Origin of the sequence: Xanthobacter flavus, from assembly GCF_017875275.1 — a bacterium.
Lineage (GTDB): Bacteria > Pseudomonadota > Alphaproteobacteria > Rhizobiales > Xanthobacteraceae > Xanthobacter > Xanthobacter flavus_A.
This window is the reverse complement of record NZ_JAGGML010000001.1, coordinates 2,461,715-2,478,847: the sequence shown is the minus strand read 5'-3', so window position 1 is coordinate 2,478,847 and position 17,133 is coordinate 2,461,715. Positions and strand designations below refer to the sequence as shown.

General features: G+C 68.4%; 17 protein-coding genes. 14 read left to right on the top strand and 3 right to left on the bottom strand.

The window, feature by feature from the left end; translation table 11 throughout:
• The first annotated feature begins 41 nt into the window (after positions 1-41).
• The 14 genes from J2126_RS11950 to J2126_RS11885 all read left to right on the top strand — a co-directional run bounded on the left by J2126_RS11950 (position 42) and on the right by J2126_RS11885 (position 14,618).
• Positions 42-1,322, top strand: coding sequence for an ABC transporter substrate-binding protein (locus tag J2126_RS11950; protein WP_209487145.1), 1,281 nt, complete (start codon positions 42-44; stop codon positions 1,320-1,322).
• Between the two features lie 175 nt (positions 1,323-1,497).
• Positions 1,498-2,334, top strand: coding sequence for an ABC transporter ATP-binding protein (locus J2126_RS11945; RefSeq protein ID WP_209487143.1), 837 nt, complete (start codon positions 1,498-1,500; stop codon positions 2,332-2,334).
• A 237-nt stretch (positions 2,335-2,571) separates the two neighbouring features.
• Positions 2,572-3,816 carry a phenylacetate--CoA ligase family protein gene (locus tag J2126_RS11940; protein ID WP_209487141.1) on the top strand — a complete coding sequence of 415 codons (1,245 nt, stop codon included), beginning with the start codon at positions 2,572-2,574 and terminating at the stop codon, positions 3,814-3,816.
• Positions 3,817-4,155: 339 nt separating this feature from the next.
• The gene (locus J2126_RS11935) at positions 4,156-5,178 is read left to right on the top strand and encodes an ABC transporter substrate-binding protein (protein WP_209487139.1); all 1,023 of its coding nucleotides are present in this window, start codon (positions 4,156-4,158) and stop codon (positions 5,176-5,178) included.
• The gene (locus J2126_RS11930) at positions 5,175-5,936 is read left to right on the top strand and encodes an ABC transporter permease (RefSeq protein ID WP_209487137.1); all 762 of its coding nucleotides are present in this window, start codon (positions 5,175-5,177) and stop codon (positions 5,934-5,936) included. The genes J2126_RS11935 and J2126_RS11930 overlap by 4 nt, the downstream gene beginning before the upstream one ends.
• Complete coding sequence (locus J2126_RS11925; protein WP_209487135.1) at positions 5,905-6,645, top strand: ABC transporter ATP-binding protein; 741 nt, start codon at positions 5,905-5,907, stop codon at positions 6,643-6,645. Before J2126_RS11930 ends, J2126_RS11925 begins: the two co-directional genes overlap by 32 nt.
• 103 nt (positions 6,646-6,748) lie before the next feature.
• Positions 6,749-7,594: a quinoprotein relay system zinc metallohydrolase 2 gene (locus J2126_RS11920; protein ID WP_348634290.1), complete on the top strand. Its 846-nt coding sequence runs from the start codon at positions 6,749-6,751 to the stop codon at positions 7,592-7,594.
• A 349-nt stretch (positions 7,595-7,943) separates the two neighbouring features.
• Positions 7,944-9,749, top strand: coding sequence for a lanthanide-dependent methanol dehydrogenase XoxF5 (gene xoxF5, locus J2126_RS11915; RefSeq protein ID WP_209487132.1), 1,806 nt, complete (start codon positions 7,944-7,946; stop codon positions 9,747-9,749).
• Between the two features lie 350 nt (positions 9,750-10,099).
• Positions 10,100-10,600, top strand: a complete 501-nt coding sequence (locus J2126_RS11910; protein ID WP_245327878.1) for a c-type cytochrome, methanol metabolism-related — start codon at positions 10,100-10,102, stop codon at positions 10,598-10,600.
• Positions 10,572-11,465 carry a substrate-binding domain-containing protein gene (locus tag J2126_RS11905; protein WP_209487128.1) on the top strand — a complete coding sequence of 298 codons (894 nt, stop codon included), beginning with the start codon at positions 10,572-10,574 and terminating at the stop codon, positions 11,463-11,465. The genes J2126_RS11910 and J2126_RS11905 overlap by 29 nt, the downstream gene beginning before the upstream one ends.
• Positions 11,466-11,500: 35 nt before the next feature.
• Positions 11,501-12,076 (top strand): PQQ-dependent catabolism-associated CXXCW motif protein, encoded by a 576-nt coding sequence (locus J2126_RS11900; RefSeq protein WP_245327289.1) that lies wholly within the window; start codon positions 11,501-11,503, stop codon positions 12,074-12,076.
• Positions 12,077-12,216: 140 nt separating this feature from the next.
• Positions 12,217-13,065, top strand: coding sequence for a quinoprotein dehydrogenase-associated SoxYZ-like carrier (locus tag J2126_RS11895; protein WP_209487120.1), 849 nt, complete (start codon positions 12,217-12,219; stop codon positions 13,063-13,065).
• Positions 13,066-13,134: 69 nt separating this feature from the next.
• Positions 13,135-13,839 (top strand): molecular chaperone DjiA, encoded by a 705-nt coding sequence (locus J2126_RS11890; protein WP_348634289.1) that lies wholly within the window; start codon positions 13,135-13,137, stop codon positions 13,837-13,839.
• Complete coding sequence (locus tag J2126_RS11885) at positions 13,839-14,618, top strand: N-acetylmuramoyl-L-alanine amidase (protein ID WP_209487118.1); 780 nt, start codon at positions 13,839-13,841, stop codon at positions 14,616-14,618. Before J2126_RS11890 ends, J2126_RS11885 begins: the two co-directional genes overlap by 1 nt.
• 66 nt (positions 14,619-14,684) lie before the next feature.
• Here the strand turns inward: J2126_RS11885 and J2126_RS11880 are convergent, their stop codons facing one another.
• The 3 genes from J2126_RS11880 to J2126_RS11870 form a co-directional block, all read right to left on the bottom strand.
• Positions 14,685-15,671, bottom strand: a complete 987-nt coding sequence (locus J2126_RS11880) for a KpsF/GutQ family sugar-phosphate isomerase (RefSeq protein ID WP_209490097.1) — start codon at positions 15,669-15,671, stop codon at positions 14,685-14,687.
• Positions 15,672-15,809: 138 nt separating this feature from the next.
• Positions 15,810-16,424 carry a chloramphenicol acetyltransferase gene (locus tag J2126_RS11875; RefSeq protein ID WP_209487117.1) on the bottom strand — a complete coding sequence of 205 codons (615 nt, stop codon included), beginning with the start codon at positions 16,422-16,424 and terminating at the stop codon, positions 15,810-15,812.
• A complete protein-coding gene (locus J2126_RS11870) occupies positions 16,421-17,128 on the bottom strand; it encodes a DUF1045 domain-containing protein (protein WP_209487115.1) in 708 nt (235 codons plus the stop codon). The genes J2126_RS11875 and J2126_RS11870 overlap by 4 nt, the downstream gene beginning before the upstream one ends.
• Between the last annotated feature and the right edge of the window lie 5 nt (positions 17,129-17,133).

Below are 17,133 nucleotides of genomic sequence, written 5' to 3'. Positions count from 1 at the left end.
CGCAGACCGTCCGGTGCAAGAGGCAACCCAAGGAGCCACAGATGAAGCGATTGACCCTTTCCCTCGTCTCGGCGCTGGCGCTCGCCGCCGCGACGCCTGCGCTCGCGCAGTCGATCAACATCGGCCATCTCGCCGATTATTCCGGCGGCACCTCCGACGTGGGACAGCCCTACGGACAGGGCATCCAGGACACCATCGCCTGGATCAACGCCAACGGCGGCGTCAACGGCAAGAAGATCAATTCCGACTTCAACGAATATGGCTACCAGGTGCCGCGCGCTCTGGCCGCCTTCAAGAAGTGGGTGGGCTCCGACAAGGTGGTCGCCATCCAGGGCTGGGGCACCGCCGACACCGAGGCCCTCGTGGGCATGGTGACCAAGGAGGAGATTCCCTATTATTCGGGCTCCTACTCGGCGTCCCTGACCGATCCCAAGGGCAAGGTGAACGCCAAGAGCGAGCGCGCCGCCCCGTTCAACTTCTTCTACGGCCCGTCCTATTCGGACGCCGCCCGCGCCATGGTGCAGTGGGCCGCCGACGACTGGAAGAAGAAGGGCAAGACCGGCAAGCCCAAGTGGGTGCACATGGGCGCCAACCATCCCTATCCCAACTCGCCCAAGGAAGCGGCGGCCGAATACGCCAAGGAACTGGGCTTCGAGGTGCTCGATCCCATCACCTTCGCCCTGACCCCGGGTGACTACACGCCCCAGTGCCTGACGCTGAAGCAGTCCGGCGCCAACTACGCCTATCTCGGCAACACCGCCGGCTCCAACATCTCGGTGCTGAAGGCGTGCAAGACCGCGGGCGTGGACGTGCAGTTCCTCGGCAACGTGTGGGGCATGGACGAGAACGCCATGAAGGCGGCGGGCGAGGCGGCCAACGGCGTCGTCTTCCCGGTCCGCACCGCGGTGACCTGGAGCGGCTCGGCGCCCGGCCTCGCCACCGCCAAGGAAATTTCCAAGATGTCGGATGCCTCGGGCGCGGCCTACCGCCCGGTGCACTATCTCGCCGCCATGTGCACCGCGCTCTACATGAAGGAGGCCATGGAGTGGGCGGACAAGAACGGCGGCGTGACCGGCGTGAAGATCCGCGACGGCATGTACCAGAAGAAGGACTGGGTGCCGAAGGGCATGGACGGCGTGTGCAATCCCTCCACCTGGACCACCAGCGACCACCGTCCCACCACCCGCGTGGACCTCTACCGCTCGGTGGTGAGCGGCCCGACCGATGCGTCCGTCTCGGATCTCGTGAAGTCGGGCACCATCAAGCTGGAAAAGGTCGCCACCATCGACCTGCCCCGCAAGACCGAGCTGCAGGGCTGGTGAGGTCACGGAGGCAGGTTCGCCTGCCTCCCGTTTGATCGACGTCATGCCCCGGCTTGTCCGGGGCATCCACTCATCCGCCGCAGCGGTGATCGTCCTTCGGGGACGGCCCTGCCACAGAGGTGGATCCCCCGGACAAGCCGGGGGATGACGGTCTGGCAAGAAACCGGAGACCGCCATGGCCGAGGCCGCACTGAAGTTCGAACCCGCCGCCGAGACCGCGCCGCCGCTGCTGTCGGTGGACAATATCGAGGTGGTGTACAACGACGTCATCCTCGTCCTGCGCGGCCTGTCGCTGAAGGTTCCGAAGGGCCAGATCGTCGCCTTGCTGGGCTCCAACGGCGCCGGCAAGTCCACCACGCTGAAGGCGATCTCCGGCCTGCTCAAGACCGAGGACGGCGAGATCACCCGCGGCGACGTCACCTTCATGGGCGAGCGCATCAACGGCATCGAGCCGGACCGGATCGTCCGCCGCGGCATCTTCCAGGTGATGGAGGGGCGCCGCATCATCGCCGACATGACCTGCCTCGAAAACCTCCGCCTCGGCGCCTACACCCGGCGCGACAACGAGGTGAAGAGCGACATCGAGCGCGTCTACGACTATTTCCCCCGCCTCAGGGAGCGCACCGGCCTTGCCGGCTATCTCTCCGGCGGCGAGCAGCAGATGCTGGCCATCGGCCGCGCCATCATGTCCCGCCCGAAGCTCATCCTCATGGACGAGCCCTCCATGGGCCTGTCGCCGCTTCTGGTGAAGGAGGTGTTCTCCATCATCAAGAAGCTCAACCAGGACCTCGGGGTCACCATTCTGCTGGTGGAGCAGAACGCCCGCGTGGCGCTCTCGGTGGCCGACTACGGCTACATCATGGAGCAGGGCAAGATCGTCCTCGATGGCAGCGCCGAAATGCTCGCGACCAACGAGGACGTGAAGGAATTCTACCTCGGCCAGGGCGGCGGCGAGGAGCGCAAGAGCTTCAAGAACCTGAAGAGCTTCAAGCGCCGCAAGAGATGGCTGTAGCGCACGCTAGCGAACACTGGCTGGGAGCTGTCGGGTCAGTGGAACACTGTTGTCTCGCAGCATTCTCGTGCCGCTGTCATCGCCCGGCTCGTCCGGGCGATCCACTCTGCGGCCAGGCTGGCGCTTAGCTTCGAAGAGCGCCGACACCGATGAGTGGATGCCCCGGACGAGCCGGGGCATGACGGCCCATGGAACATCATCTTTGCTCCCCGGCCAGCTTCTGACATGAGCCCGACCATGACCGATCCGAACCGCCACTACGACGCCAGCGAGACCCGCGATCCTCAGGCGCGCGAGCAGGCGCTGCTGCAGGCGCTGTCCGCCCAGGTGGCCCACGCCAAGGCGAAGGCGCCCTATTTCGCCGCGCTGTTCAAGGACGTGGACCCGGCCGCCATCACCACGCGGGCGGCACTGGCGCAGCTGCCGGTCACCCGCAAGTCGGACCTTCTGGAAATCCAGCCGAAGAGCTACCCCTTCGGCGGCCTCAACGCGACGCCGCCGGGCAAGCTCGCACGCATCTTCATGTCGCCCGGCCCCATCTACGACGTGGAGGGCCACGGCCCCGATTTCTGGCGCTTCGCGCGCGGGCTGTTCGCCGCCGGCTTCCGCGCCGGGGACATCGTGCACAATTCCTTCTCCTATCACCTGACCCCCGCGGGTTCGATGGTCGAGAGCGGCGCCCACGCGCTGGGCTGCGCCGTGGTCCCGGCCGGCGTCGGCCAGACCGACCTGCAATTGCGCGCCATCGCCGACATCCGTCCGCAGGGTTATGGCGGCACGCCCTCCTTCCTGAAAATCCTCGTGGACAAGGCGCGCGAGACCGGCACCGACATCTCCTCCCTCACCAAGGCATTGGTGTCGGGCGAGGCGTTCCTGCCGGCCCACCGGGCCGAGCTGAAGGCCGCCGGCATCATCGCCCGCCAGTGCTACGGCACGGCCGATCTCGGCCTCGTCGCCTATGAGAGCGAGGCCGAGGATGGGATGATCGTGGACGAGGGTTGCCTTGTCGAAATTCTCCGCCCCGGCACCGGCGATCCGGTGGAGGCTGTGGGCGAGGTCGGCGAGGTGGTCGTCACCCTGTTCGAGCCGGACTATCCCCTCGTGCGCTTCGCCACCGGCGACCTTTCGGCCGTCATGCCGGGAACGAGCCCCTGCGGGCGCACCAATATCCGCCTCAAGGGCTGGATGGGCCGCGCCGACCAGACCACGAAGATCCGCGGCATGTTCGTGCATCCCGTGCAGGTGCAGGCGGCGGTGCGGAAGCATCCGGCCGTCGCGAAGGCCCGCCTCGTGGTGGATCGCGCGGGCGACCAGGACGACATGGCGCTGGAGATCGAGGTGGCCGACGCCGCCGCGCTCTCGCAGGATGCCCTGCTGGAAGACATCCGCTCCGCCACCAAGCTGCGCGGCCGGCTCGTGATGCTCTCGCCCGGCACGCTGCCCCCCGACGCCAAGACCATCGAGGACCGCCGGCCGGTGTGAAGCTCAGAGCGAAACGCACTCACCCCGACTCCCGTCATGGCCCGGCTTGTCCGGGCCATCCACCCGTCCGCCCCACCGGTTCACGGCCTCCGGGCACTCGCCTCGCGGTGCGGTGGAGCCCCCGGACGAGCCGGTGGATGACAGCCTGACAAGACCTTGAGACGGCGCAAGCCCACCACATATTTGGGAAGATTGCCCCCTCTGCCTTCTTAAATTCCTCTCAGAAAAGCCGTTTCTTTTCATATCGTTATGGACACTTCTTCCCGGCGCGGCCACAGTGGCGCGCATCGGGCGGGGTCGCGGGCGCGGCGCCGGCCGGAGGATTTCGGGAGGAAGGCCATGCTCACGCGCCGCCGCCTGCTGGCGCTCTCGGGCGCCGCGCTCTCCGGCGCTGCCGTCGCGGGTATCGGGTGGCACTCTCCCGTAAGTGCGGCCTCGCCGCCCATCCGTCTCGGCATTCTGCAGTTCGGCTCGGCCGCCTGGGAAATCGCTGCCATGGGTGCGCTGGGGCTCGATGCCGCCAACGGCATCACGCTCGATGTCACCCGCTATGCCAACAACGATGCCGGGCGCGTCGCCTTCATGGCGGGCGCGGCGGACGCCATCCTCAGCGACCTGCTCTGGGCGGCGCGGGTGAAGGCGGACGGCCGCGATCTCGTCTACATCCCGTTCTCCTCCTCCGAAGGGGCGGTGATGGTGCCGAACGGCTCCCCCATCCGCTCCGTCGCCGACCTCGCCGGCAAGAGGCTGGGCGTCGCCGGCGGCCCGTTGGACAAGAGCTGGCTGATGCTGAAGGCGACCGCGCAGGAAAAGGCGGGGCTGGACCTGCAGACCGCCGCGCAGCCGGTGTTCGCCGCCCCGCCCCTGCTCGCCGCCGAGCTGGAGGGCGGCAAGCTCGATGCCGCGCTGATCTACTGGACCTTCGCCGCCCGCCTCGAACCCAAGGGCTTCCGGCAGATGCTGACCGTCGAGGCCATGGTGAAGGGCTTCGGCCTCGCCCATGAGCCGACGCTGGTGGGCTACGTGTTCGACGGCGCCTTCGCCCGCGCGAACCCGGGCACGGTCGCCGCCTTCACCGCCGCCTCGCGCGCCACCAAGACGGCGCTGGCTGACCCCGATCCCGCCCGCTCCGGGCCCGGCTGGGCGGCGGCGCGGGCGCAGATGCAGGCGGGCGACGAAGCGACATTCGAGGCGCTCCGGCGCGGCTTCCTCGCGGGCATTCCGCGCCTGTCGCTTGCGGAAGAGCAAACGCTCGCCGCGCAGCTTTATGCGGTGCTGGTCAAGCTCGGCGGCGCGAAGCTGGTGGGCAGCGCCACGCGCCTGCCGGCGAACCTCTATTTCCAGGCGCCGGCGGCGCGATGAAGCTGCTGTCCTCGGGCACCGCGGCGCGGGCAGCCTCGCTCGTCCTGCTGCTGCTGGCCTGGGAGATCGCGGCGACGGCCGCACACAGCCGTTCCCTGCCGGCACCGCACGCGGTGTTCGCCTTTATCGCGCGGGAGGCGAGCGGGGGCGATCTCGTCTCCAACATCGCCATCACGCTGGCGCGGGTCGTCGTTTCCTTCCTCGTGGCCATGGCGCTCGGCTGCGCCATCGGCGTCGCGCTGGGCCGTTCGCGCAAGCTGGACACCGCCTTCGATACCTGGGTGATCGTGCTCCTCAACACGCCTGCCCTCGTCATCACCGTGCTCTGCTACATCTGGCTGGGGCTGACCGAGGCCGCTGCCGTGCTCGCCGTGGCGCTCAACAAGATCCCGACCGTTGCCGTGCTGATGCGCGAGGGGGCGCGTGCGCTGTCGCCGGAGCTCGACGAGATGGCGAGCGCCTTCCGCCTGTCATCCCTCGACCGGCTGCGCCATGTGGTGATCCCCCAGCTTCAGCCGCACATCGCTGGAGCGGCCCGCTCGGGTCTCGCGCTGGTGTGGAAGATCGTGCTGGTGGTGGAGCTGCTCGGTCGCCCCAACGGCGTCGGCTACGCCATTTCCGTCTATTTCCAGCTGTTCGACGTGACCGCCGTGCTCGGCTATTCGCTGGCCTTCATGGCGGTCATGCTGGCCATCGAATACGGCATGCTGCAGCCCTATGAAGCCTATGTCCGACGCTGGCGCCTCACCGCTCATTGAGGCGGTCATCCGCGCCAAGACCTATCGACGGCCGGACGGCGCCGCGATGGAGGCCGTGCGCGGCGTCACGCTCGCTGTGAGGCGCGGCGAATTCGTCTGCCTGATTGGCCCCTCGGGCTGCGGGAAGACGACGACATTACGGATTCTCGCCGGGCTCGACCGCGTCTTCGAGGGTGAGGTGACGCCAGACCCTGCGACACTCTCTATCGGCGTCGCTTTCCAGGAGCCCCGGCTTCTGCCGTGGCGCACGGTGGAGGAGAACATCCGCCTCGTGCTGCCGAAAGCGCGCCGGACCATGGACCTCGCTTCGCTGATCGACCGATTCGGCCTTACGGCCCATGCGGCGCGCTATCCCGGGGAGCTGTCGCTGGGCCTCGCGCGGCGCGTCTCGCTGGCCCGTGCCATGGCGCTGGAGCCGGACCTCCTCGTGCTCGACGAGCCCTTCGTCTCCCTGGACACCCAAGCGGCGGCCGACCTGCGCCGCTACGTGGCGCTGGCGGCGGATGGCGGCACCAGCGTGCTCATGGTCACCCACAATGTGCGCGAGGCGCTGGAGCTGGCCGATCGCGTGGTAATGCTGGCGCCGCGGCCGACCCACGTCATCGAGGAGGTGTGTCTCGCGGTGCCCCGCGCGATGCGCGATGGTCCGTGGATCGAGGCCGAGCGCGCGGCGCTGGCGGCGCGTTTTCCCCTGTTGCGGGAGGGTTGAGATGCAACGTCCCGGAGCCAGCCGCTGGCAAGGGCTCGTCCTTTTTGCGCTGGCATGCGTCGCCACGCCTGCTGCAGCGCAACCTCAACCGGAACCACTCGCGGTGCGCGAGATCGCCCCCGGTGTGTTTGTCCATCAGGCACCCTATGCCCTTGCTTTGCCGAAGAATTTCGGCTTCGTCGGCAATGCCGGCTTCGTCGTGGGCAGGGATGCGGTGGCGGTGATCGACACCGGCGGCAGCAAGGCGGCGGGGGAGGCGCTGAAGGCGGCCATCGGCGCGCGCACGGCGCTGCCGGTCCGCTACGTCATCAACACCCACATGCACCCCGACCATGTGCTCGGCGATGCCGCGTTCGTGGGACCGGGCGTGACCTTCATCGGCCATCACAACCTGCCGGAGGCGCTCTCGGCGCGCGCCGCCTCCTACCTGTCCGCCACCGTGCGGCTGCTCGGGCCAGAGGCGGCCGAGGGCACGCGGGTGATTCTGCCCGACGAGACCGTGGACACCGTGCGCACCATCGATCTCGGAGCCCGGCCGCTGCGCCTGGAGGCATGGCGCACGGCCCACACGGCCACCGACCTGACGGTGTTCGACGAGACGACCGGCACCTGGTTTCTCGGAGACCTCCTGTTCCTGGGGCATGTCCCCGCCCTCGACGGAAAGGCGCTCGGCTGGATCGCGATCCTGGAGGAGATGAAGCGCCGCCCGGCGGCCCGCGTGGTGCCGGGCCACGGTCCCGCCTCCGCCCCCTGGCCCGAGGCGGCGGCGCCCACCGAGCGCTATCTCAACCGCCTTGTCGCCGACGTGCGGGCCAGCGTGAAGGCCGGCGGCACCATGGCGGAGGCGGCCCGCACGGCCGGTCGTGAGGAAGCGCCGCATTGGCAGCTGTTCGACGATTTCAACGCGCGGAACGCGACGTCCGCCTATCACGAGCTGGAGTGGGAATAGCGCCGCCGGCGTGCAGAACGCCAATATTGCTGCATCGCAATATTACCTTCCGCAACTTCGCGCATGCAGTATAAATCGCGGCGTCAACGGGACATTTGGCGTATTGCCTTGGGCGAAAACATTGCTTACGTTCCTCACAGCTTCGGCTTCAACAACTCCGTGCGGGGAACGCGGGGTTGGTTCGCAGGCCTGCGGGACGCTCTTGTCACCGCAAGGCTTCAGGGCATCACGCCGGTCGTGACACGCTGCCGAAGTAGATGGAGTCCCCCAAGGCGAAAAACAAACGCTCAGTGCGTTGACGCTCCACATGCGCGTGGACGCGGACCCGCATCCATCGGAGGAAGCCCGGATGAGACGTCTTTTGGTTTTGACCGCCACGGCGGCGGCAACCGCATTTTTCGGCGCGCCCGCCAGCGCGAATGACAGCGTTATGAAGCTGACCCAGGACCCCAATCAGTGGGTTCTGCAGACCGGCGACTACGCCAACACCCGCCATTCCAAGCTCAAGCAGATCACTGCCGACAACGTGAACAAGCTCCAGGTCGCCTGGACCTTCTCCACCGGCGTGCTGCGCGGCCATGAGGGCTCCCCGCTGGTCGTGGGCGACGTCATGTACGTCCACACGCCCTTCCCGAACATCGTCTATGCCCTCGACCTCAACAACGACGGCAAGATCATCTGGAAGTACGAGCCGAAGCAGGATCCCGCCGTTATCCCGGTGATGTGCTGCGATACGGTGAACCGCGGCCTCGCCTATGCCGACGGCAAGGTGTTCCTGCATCAGGCCGACACCAAGGTCGTGGCGCTCGACGCCAAGACCGGCAAGGTGGCCTGGTCCGTGGTGAACGGCGATCCCAAGAAGGGCGAGACCAACACCGCCACCGTGATGCCGGTGAAGGACAAGGTTCTCGTGGGCATCTCCGGCGGCGAGTTCGGCGTGCAGTGCCACGTCACCGCCTACGACATAGCCACCGGCAAGCAGGCGTGGCGCGCCTACTCCGTCGGCCCGGACAGCCAGCTTCTCTTCGACGAGAAGACCACCGCGCTCGGCAAGCCCGTGGGCAAGGATTCGTCCCTCGCCTCCTGGCAGGGCGACCAGTGGAAGACCGGCGGCGGCTGCACCTGGGGCTGGTATTCCTACGACCCGCAGCTGAACCTGATCTATTACGGATCGGGCAACCCCTCGACCTGGAACCCCAAGCAGCGCCCGGGCGACAACAAGTGGTCCATGACCATTTTCGCCCGTGACGCCGACACCGGCGTCGCCAAGTGGGTCTATCAGATGACGCCCCACGACGAGTGGGACTTCGACGGCATCAACGAGATGATCCTCGCCGACCAGCAGATCGGCGGCCAGAACCGCCAGACGCTGGTGCATTTCGACCGCAACGGCTTCGGCTACACGCTGGACCGCAAGACCGGCGAACTGCTCGTGGCCGAGAAGTTCGACCCGGCGGTCAACTGGGCTTCCAAAGTGGACATGGACAAGAACAGCCCGACCTATGGTCGTCCGCTGGTCGTGGCCAAGTATTCCACCGAGCAGAACGGCGAGGATGTGAACTCCACGGGCATCTGCCCGGCGGCCCTCGGCACCAAGGACCAGCAGCCCGCCGCCTACTCGCCTGACACCGGCCTGTTCTACGTGCCCACCAACCACGTGTGCATGGACTACGAGCCGTTCAAGGTCAGCTACACCCCCGGCCAGCCCTATGTGGGTGCCACGCTCTCCATGTTCCCGGCTCCTGGCAGCCATGGCGGCATGGGCAACTTCATCGCGTGGGATGCCAAGAAGGGCAAGATCGTGTGGTCCAACCCGGAGCAGTTCTCCGTGTGGTCCGGCGCGCTCTCCACCGCCGGCGGCGTGGTGTTCTACGGCACCCTCGAAGGCTACCTGAAGGCGGTCGATGCCAAGACGGGCAAGGAACTCTACAAGTTCAAGACCCCGTCCGGCATCATCGGCAACGTCATGACCTACACCCACAAGGGCAAGCAGTATGTGGCTGTGCTCTCGGGTGTCGGCGGCTGGGCCGGCATCGGCCTCGCGGCGGGCCTCAACGACCCGAACGCCGGCCTCGGCGCGGTGGGCGGCTACGCGGCCCTCAGCAACTACACCGCCCTCGGCGGTCAGCTGACGGTCTTCGCCATCCCGCAATGATCGGGCGGCGTTAAGGCCAGGCGCATCCCGCATGCGCATTCGGGCCGGCCTGGGGAGACCCCCGCCGGCCCGATCCTTTTCCAAGGGGCAGGAGCGCTTTGCCGGTCAACGCCGGAACGCGGACCTGTGCCCGAATCCCGGGGAGCGGAGCCGATCGGAAGGCCGTTCACCCGGGACCATTCCCTTCGGCACCGGCCGTGTCCGCGCAACGGGCCGCCGGCTCAAGGCTCTACTCGCGAAACCGTAGACGGGCCGGTTGCCATGGCAGCGCCGTCTTCGCCCTTCGTCCGTCGTTTTGGAGAGATCGTGTGGTTTCTTTCGTCCCCCCGACCCGCGCCGGCGCCTGCTTCCTGGCCGCGTTCTCGTTCGCCCTTGCCAGCACCGCCTCGCTCGCCGAGACCACCAAGCCTGCGGATCCGAAACCCGTGAAGGAGGAAGGTGGCCGCTATTTCGACGTCGCCGGCGCGCCCACCTACAACATCAAGCCCGACGGGCAGGTGGACTGGCTGACCTATTCCGGCTACCGCCGCTACCACGCCGAATGCCACGTCTGTCATGGCCCCGACGGCATGGGCTCCACCTATGCGCCTTCGCTGGTGGATTCGCTCAAGACCATGAACTTCGACCAGTTCAGCGAAGTGGTCGTGGGCGGTCGCCAGAATCTCGGCGGCGGCAATGACCGGGTGATGCCCTCGTTCGGCCTGAACAAGAACGTCATGTGCTACCTGGACGACCTCTACGTCTATCTGCGCGCCCGCTCCGACGACGCGATCGGCCGTGTCCGACCCGCCAAGCGTGACGAGAAGTCGAAGGAGATCACCGATGCCGAGAAGGCCTGCCTCGGCGAGTAGGGAACGGTTCGCGCCCTTGCTGGCGTCGCTCGCGACGGCAGCTCTCGCCGCCATCCTGCTGCTGAGCCCCTCCGGGGCCGGCGGACAGCAGATCCCCGATCAGGTTTCGGCGGACGCCCTCCGGGTGTGCGCCGATCCCGCCAACATGCCGTTCTCGAACGCGGCGGGCGAGGGCTTCGAAAACAAGATCGCGGCCATCGTCGCGGACGAGCTCAAGGTGCCCGTGCGCAATTACCTGATGCCGCAGGGTCCCGGCTTCGTGCGCAACACGCTCGGCCGCCGCCTGTGCGACGTCATCATCGGCTACGTCGCCGGTGCCGATCTCGTGCTGCACACCAATCCCTACTACGAATCGGTGTTCGTGCTGGTGGTGAAGGCCGGGGGCCCGCTCGACGGCGTGACCCAGCTGTCAGATCCGAAGCTGAAGAACGCGAAGCTCGGCGTCATCGCCGCGACCCCGCCCGCCGACCACCTCCTGGAACTCGGGCTCATCGGCAACGCCCACACCTATTCGCTGCTCGTGGACCGGCGCTATGCCTCTCCGGCCGAGGAGATGCTGGCGAGCCTTGATGCCGGCGAGATCGACGGCGGCCTGCTCTGGGGTCCGACCGCCGGCTATTTCGCCGCGCGGTCCGCTACGCCGCTCAAGGTGATTCCGCTGGTGAAGGAGGCTGCGCGGCCGGCGCTGGCCTACCGGATCACCATGGGCGTGCGCCCCACGGACCACATCTGGAAACAGACGCTCAACACCATCCTGCGCAAGCGCGCCGACGACATCCAGAAGGTGCTCGTCGCCTATCATGTCCCGCTGCTGGACGAGGACGGACAGCCGATCCCGCCGCCCGCTGGGACGCCGGGCCAATGAGCCGGAGCACGCAGAACGTGGGCGGGAGCTGCCGTTTGGCTCTTGCGATCCTCGGCGCGCTCGCGCTGATCACGCCGCCCGCCCTTGCCCAGCCCGCTGCGGCACCCGCCGCATCTCCTGCCTCGGCCGCTGCTGCACCCGCCGAACCCGAGGGCTACCGGCTGGAAGCCTATCGTGCGCCGGTGCCGGCGACGCTCAGCGGCGCCCGCGTGCTTGATGCCGTCGCTGCGGCGGCGCTGTGGCGCAAGGGCGGGGTCGCCTTCGTAGACGTGCTGCCACGCCCACCAAAACCTGCCGGCCTCCCGGCGGGAACCGTGTGGCGCGACCAGCCCCATTCCACCATTCCCGGTGCCGTCTGGCTGCCCAATGTCGGCTTCGGCGCGCTCAACGCGGAAACCGACGGCTATTTCCGCGCCGGCCTTTCCGCCGTCACGCGCGGCGATGTGAATGCGCCGCTGGTGATTTTCTGCCAGCGTGATTGCTGGATGTCGTGGAACGCCGCCAAGCGCGCCCTCGCCTACGGCTACACGGACGTTTTCTGGTTTCCGACCGGCGTGGACGGCTGGGGCGACGCCGGACTGCCGCTGGAAGCGGTGGAGCCACGCCCCTAGGGCCTTTTCGAGCGAAGCGGATACCGGTTCGCGAGACGAAAATGCGCTTCAGGGCGAACCGGGTGAGCCCGCGCCGCCGACACGCGTGGCACGGACGAGAAGGCCGAAACGGCCATGATGGACTTTTGGGAGGCAACGCCATGAAGCGCTCAAACCTGCGCTCTTCCGCCCACACCGCGGGCGCTGTGCTCGCAGCCCTGCTCGCGGCAACGCCGCTCGCCGGGATGCTGGCCAGCCCCGCCGCCGCCCAGTCGGCGCAGGCCGACCCCGACAGGCCGGAGGCGACCTGGGCGGCCATTCGCGGCGACATCTTCCCTTCGGCCAAGATCGCCGACGCCGGCAATGCGGTGCGGATCGACGCACCGGGCCGGGCGGAGGACGCCGCCCTCGTGCCGCTCACCCTCGCCCTCGAGCTGCCCAAGGACGATCCACGCACGCTGAAGGCGGTGACGCTCATCATCGACGAGAACCCCGCCCCCGTGGCCGGCCGATTCGCCTTCGGCGACGGCATCCGCAATTTCTCCCTCTCCGTGCGGGTGCGTGTGAATTCCTACAGCTGGGTGCGCGCGGTGGCCGAAACCAGCGACGGCGCCCTGATCATGACGAAGGCCTATGTGAAGGCGGCGGGCGGCTGCTCCGCCCCGGCCACCAAGGACACGGCGGAGAGCATCGCCAGGCTCGGCGAGATCCGCTTCCGCTCCTTCGCCGAGGCCGGACGGCCGGAGGCGCAGGTGCAGATCCGCCATCCCAATTTCTCCGGCCTGCAGATGGACGAGGCGACGCGCGGCTACACGCCGGCCTGGTTCGTGCGGGAGGTTCAGGTGAAGCAGGGGGCCAAGCTCATCTTCGCCATGGAGGGCGGCATCTCCATCAGCGAGGACCCGACCTTCCGCTTCAGCTTCACCCCCTCCGCCGCGCCGGTCTCGGTCCGCGCCGAGGATACGGAAGGGAAGGTCTTCGCCCGCACCTTCCCGGGCAACGGGAGCTGATTCGCACGCGCCGCCTTGCCGACGCCGCATCCCTGCTCTAGCTCCGCCGGAACGGATGCGGAGGATCAGGTGGCTTACGGTCTCATCGGCGGGGCGGGCATGGGTTTTGCGCTGGGGGGGCCGCTCGGCGCCCTGCTCGGGGCCTTGGCGGGGCATGTGCTCGACCGCGTGCTGCTGGCCCCCGCGCCCAAGCCGGCCGCCTTCTCCATCGCCCTCATCGCGCTGTCCGCCAAGATGGCAAAGGCCGACGGCGTGGTGGTGCCGGCGGAGGTGGAGGCCTTCCGCGAGGTGTTCGACATCCCGCCCGAGGATCTCGATGCGGTGGCGCGCCTCTACAATCTCGCCAAGCAGGACACGGCCGGCTTCGAGGCTTACGCGCGTCAGGTCGCGGACATGTTCGCCGACGCGCCGGACACGCGGGAAGACCTGCTCGACGCCCTCTTCCACGTCGCCAAGGCGGACCACGCGCTGCACGAGAAGGAGCTCGTCTTCCTCGCCGAGGTGGGCCGCATCCTCGGCTTCGAGGGTCCGGCCTATGACCGCATCGAGGCGCGTCATGTGCGCCGGCCGGGCGATCCCTACGCCGTGCTCGATCTCGATCCGGACGCCGGAGACGACGAGGTGAAGGCCCATTGGCGCGCGCTCGTGTCCGCCCACCACCCCGACCGTCTCGCCGGCCGCGGCCTGCCGCCCGCCGCCATCAAGCTCGCCAACGACCGCGTGGCGGCGCTCAATGCGGCCTATTCGGCCATCGCGCGGCAGAGGGGGCTGTGATGGACGCGCCAGCCCTTCTCGCGTCCGATACCGCGCTGGTGGACGCTCTCGTCCCCTCCCCCAATTTCGGCGTGCGCAAGGCCGCCGTGGACATGCTGGTGCTGCACTACACCGGCATGGAGAGCGCCGATGCCGCCATCGAGCTGCTGCGCACGCCGGCGGCGGAGGTCTCCTGCCATTATGTGGTGCGCGAGGACGGCAGCATCGTGCAGATGGTGGCGGAAGGCGCGCGCGCGTGGCACGCGGGCCTGTCGTCCTGGGAAGGCATCACCGATACCAATTCACGCTCCATCGGCATCGAGATCGTCAACGGCGGCCACGATTTCGGCCTGCCGCCCTTTCCGGAGGCGCAGATCACGCGGGTGATCGCCCTCTCGCGGGACATCATCGCCCGCCATGGCATCCGCGCTGATCGGGTGGTCGCCCATTCGGACATCGCCCCGGCGCGCAAGCGCGATCCGGGCGAGCGCTTTCCGTGGGCTGCGCTCCATGCCGCCGGGGTCGGCCATCTGGTGCCGGAAGCGCACATCACCGGTGGGCGCTTCTTCATGCTGGGGGATTCAGGAGAGCCGGTGGCCGCGCTCAAGGCGATGCTGGCCTATTACGGCTACGGCATCGGCCTCGAGGATACCTATGATGCGGTTACGGCCGAGGTGGTGGCCGCCTTCCAGCGCCATTTTCGCCCCTCGCAGGTGGACGGTGTGGCGGATGCCTCCACCCTGCTCACCCTGCGCAACCTGATCGCGACCCGGCCGGAAAGCGCGATCCCGGTCGCCTGAGGCGACGCGGGATATGCCTCCGCTCACGTGCCGCGCGGGCTTGAGCGGGCGCACGGCGCCAGCTGGTCAGGCGATGCCGGTGAGCAGCAGATCGTGGATGTGCAGCACGCCAACCGGCGCCCTGTCCTCCACCACCAGAAGCGCGGTGATCTTGCGCGCGTTGAGAATGTTGAGCGCCTCGGAGGCGAGCTGATCCGGCCGCACCGTCTTAGGCGCGGGGGTCATAATCTCGTCCACCGTGCGGGCGGCGAGGTCGTTGGCCATGTGACGCCGCAGGTCGCCATCGGTGACGATGCCGGCGAGGGCTCCGTCCTCGCCCACCACGCCGACGCAGCCAAGGCCCTTGGCGCTCATCTCCACCAGCGCCGCGCCCATCTGCGTCCCGCTGCGCACCAGCGGCACGGCCTCGCCCGCACGCATCACGTCGCGCACGAACTTCAGGCTGGCGCCGAGCTTGCCGCCCGGATGCAGCTGGCGGAAATCGAGCGCGGTGAAGCCGCGGCTCTGCAGCAGCGCCACCGCCAGCGCATCGCCCAGCGCCAGCTGCATCAGGGTGGAGGTGGTGGGGGCGAGCCCGTGCGGGCAGGCCTCCGGCGCCACCGGCAGGGTCAGGACCACGCTCGCCGAGGAAGCGAGCGCGCTGGTCGCATTGGAGGTAAAGGCGATGAGCGGCACGTCGAAGCGGCGCGAATACTCCACGAGGTCGCGCAGCTCCACCGTCTCGCCGGACCACGACAAAGCGACGATGACGTCGTCGGTGGTGATCATGCCAAGGTCGCCGTGGCTCGCCTCGGCGGGGTGGACATAATGGGCCGGCGTGCCTGTTGAGGCGAGCGTCGCGGCGATCTTGCGCGCGACGTGCCCGCTCTTGCCCATGCCGGTGATGATGACCCGGCCGTGGGAATTCTGGATGGTCGCCACCGCCACGTCGAAGGCGGCGCCGAGCGGCCCGGCCATGGCCTTGGACAGGGCTTCGAGCCCGGCCTTCTCGGCATCGAGGGTCGCGAGCGCGGAGACCACGGACGCGGGATGGACATGGGGGACGGGCGCCATCTCGCCAGAGCCGTCGGGAGCGCTGTCGGAAGGAGCCTTGTTCGCGGGAGAACGCATCATCGTCGATGATTAGCACCGTTCCGCGCCGAAGGGGAGCGGCCGGGCGCGGGCGGTATTTCGCTGGCTGACGACCGGCCCTCAGCCCTCGTACTTCTCGAGAAACGCCTCGATGGGCAGGTTGCGGAAGTCCGGCAAAGCGGCGCGGAGCTGCGCGTGGGTCCAGTCCCACCAGCCGAGCGCCTGCAGGCGGGCGGCGATCTCCTCCGGGAACCGCCATTTCACGATGCGCGCGGGCACGCCGGCGACGATGGCGTAGGCCGGCACATCCTTTGACACCACCGCACCCGCCGCCACCACCGCCCCGGTGCCGATGCTGCGGCCGGCCAGCACCACCGCGCCATGGCCGATCCAGACGTCGTGGCCCATGGTCAGCTGCTGGTCGCGCCGCCACTGGAAGAAATCCGTCTCGTCCTCCTCGCCCGGGAAATAGGCGGAGGCGCGATAGAGGAAGTGGGATTGGGACGCCCGCCAGGTGGGGTGATTGCCCGGATTAAGCCGGGTCATTGCGGCGATCGAGCAGAACTTGCCGATGCGCGCATAGGCGATGTCGGAATCGTTCACCACGTAGGAGTAATCGCCCATCTCCACTTCGAGCAGCTTGGTGCGCGGGCCGACCTCGGTGTAGCGGCCGAGGGTGGAGGCGCGCACCTGTGCGGTGGGATCGATGAGCGGCGTCTCGCCGAGCTGCTTCACTGGGTGGCCCCCAGCGGGAAGCGGCGCAGCAGCCGGAATCGGGGCGCGCCCGGCTCCTGCACATAGAGCGCGAGATCGGTGACGAGGGCCGGAACGTCCGCCCCGCTGGCGGCGAAGGCGGCGGCCAGTGCGTTGAGTGCGTGTCCCCGCTCCAGCTCCGGAAGCGGGCCGGTGAGCGTCATGTGGAAGCGGAATTCGTCGAGGACATAAGGATAGCCATAGGCTTCCAGATAGCCGATCTGGCGGGCCGAGAGCCGTTCGGGCCGGCGCCGGGCGATCTCGGCGGCGGAGAGCGGCGCGCGCAGACCGTCCAGCTCCAGCACGGCCGAGCGGGCGAGATCCTCCAGCTTCGGTGCCGGCACCGCCGGCACCAGCGCCACGAAAGGTCCGATGGCGCGGACCTCCAGCGGCGGCATCTCGAACGCATGATGGCCGGCGGCGCACCGAGCCATGAGCTGTGCCAGATCGTCTTCGGCCACGCCGTCCGCGAGCCGGAATGGCGCCTTCAGCGTGCCGTGGAAGCCATAGCGGCGTGGCTCGGCCGTCGCCTGTTGCCAGGCCTCCGCGTCGAATCCAGCGATGTCGGGAGCGGCCGGCGCGTCGCCGGTCTCCGCATCATAGCCCAGCACCGCCGAGCCGAACCGCCACAGGGCACCGTCGGACGGCGGCGCGACATAGACGGCGTAGCGGCGCTGAGCGGTCACGGGCG

What these genes read in the sequence shown, in the direction of transcription:
- J2126_RS11880 (WP_209490097.1), bottom strand. Translation starts at nt 15,671, where the DNA reads ATGGCGCCCGTCCCCCATGTCCATCCCGCGTCCGTGGTCTCCGCGCTC.
- J2126_RS11945 (WP_209487143.1), top strand. Translation starts at nt 1,498, where the DNA reads ATGGCCGAGGCCGCACTGAAGTTCGAACCCGCCGCCGAGACCGCGCCG.
- J2126_RS11930 (WP_209487137.1), top strand. Translation starts at nt 5,175, where the DNA reads ATGAAGCTGCTGTCCTCGGGCACCGCGGCGCGGGCAGCCTCGCTCGTC.
- J2126_RS11925 (WP_209487135.1), top strand. Translation starts at nt 5,905, where the DNA reads ATGTCCGACGCTGGCGCCTCACCGCTCATTGAGGCGGTCATCCGCGCC.
- J2126_RS11895 (WP_209487120.1), top strand. Translation starts at nt 12,217, where the DNA reads ATGAAGCGCTCAAACCTGCGCTCTTCCGCCCACACCGCGGGCGCTGTG.
- J2126_RS11905 (WP_209487128.1), top strand. Translation starts at nt 10,572, where the DNA reads ATGCCGAGAAGGCCTGCCTCGGCGAGTAGGGAACGGTTCGCGCCCTTG.
- xoxF5 (WP_209487132.1), top strand. Translation starts at nt 7,944, where the DNA reads ATGAGACGTCTTTTGGTTTTGACCGCCACGGCGGCGGCAACCGCATTT.
- J2126_RS11885 (WP_209487118.1), top strand. Translation starts at nt 13,839, where the DNA reads ATGGACGCGCCAGCCCTTCTCGCGTCCGATACCGCGCTGGTGGACGCT.
- J2126_RS11935 (WP_209487139.1), top strand. Translation starts at nt 4,156, where the DNA reads ATGCTCACGCGCCGCCGCCTGCTGGCGCTCTCGGGCGCCGCGCTCTCC.
- J2126_RS11940 (WP_209487141.1), top strand. Translation starts at nt 2,572, where the DNA reads ATGACCGATCCGAACCGCCACTACGACGCCAGCGAGACCCGCGATCCT.
- J2126_RS11950 (WP_209487145.1), top strand. Translation starts at nt 42, where the DNA reads ATGAAGCGATTGACCCTTTCCCTCGTCTCGGCGCTGGCGCTCGCCGCC.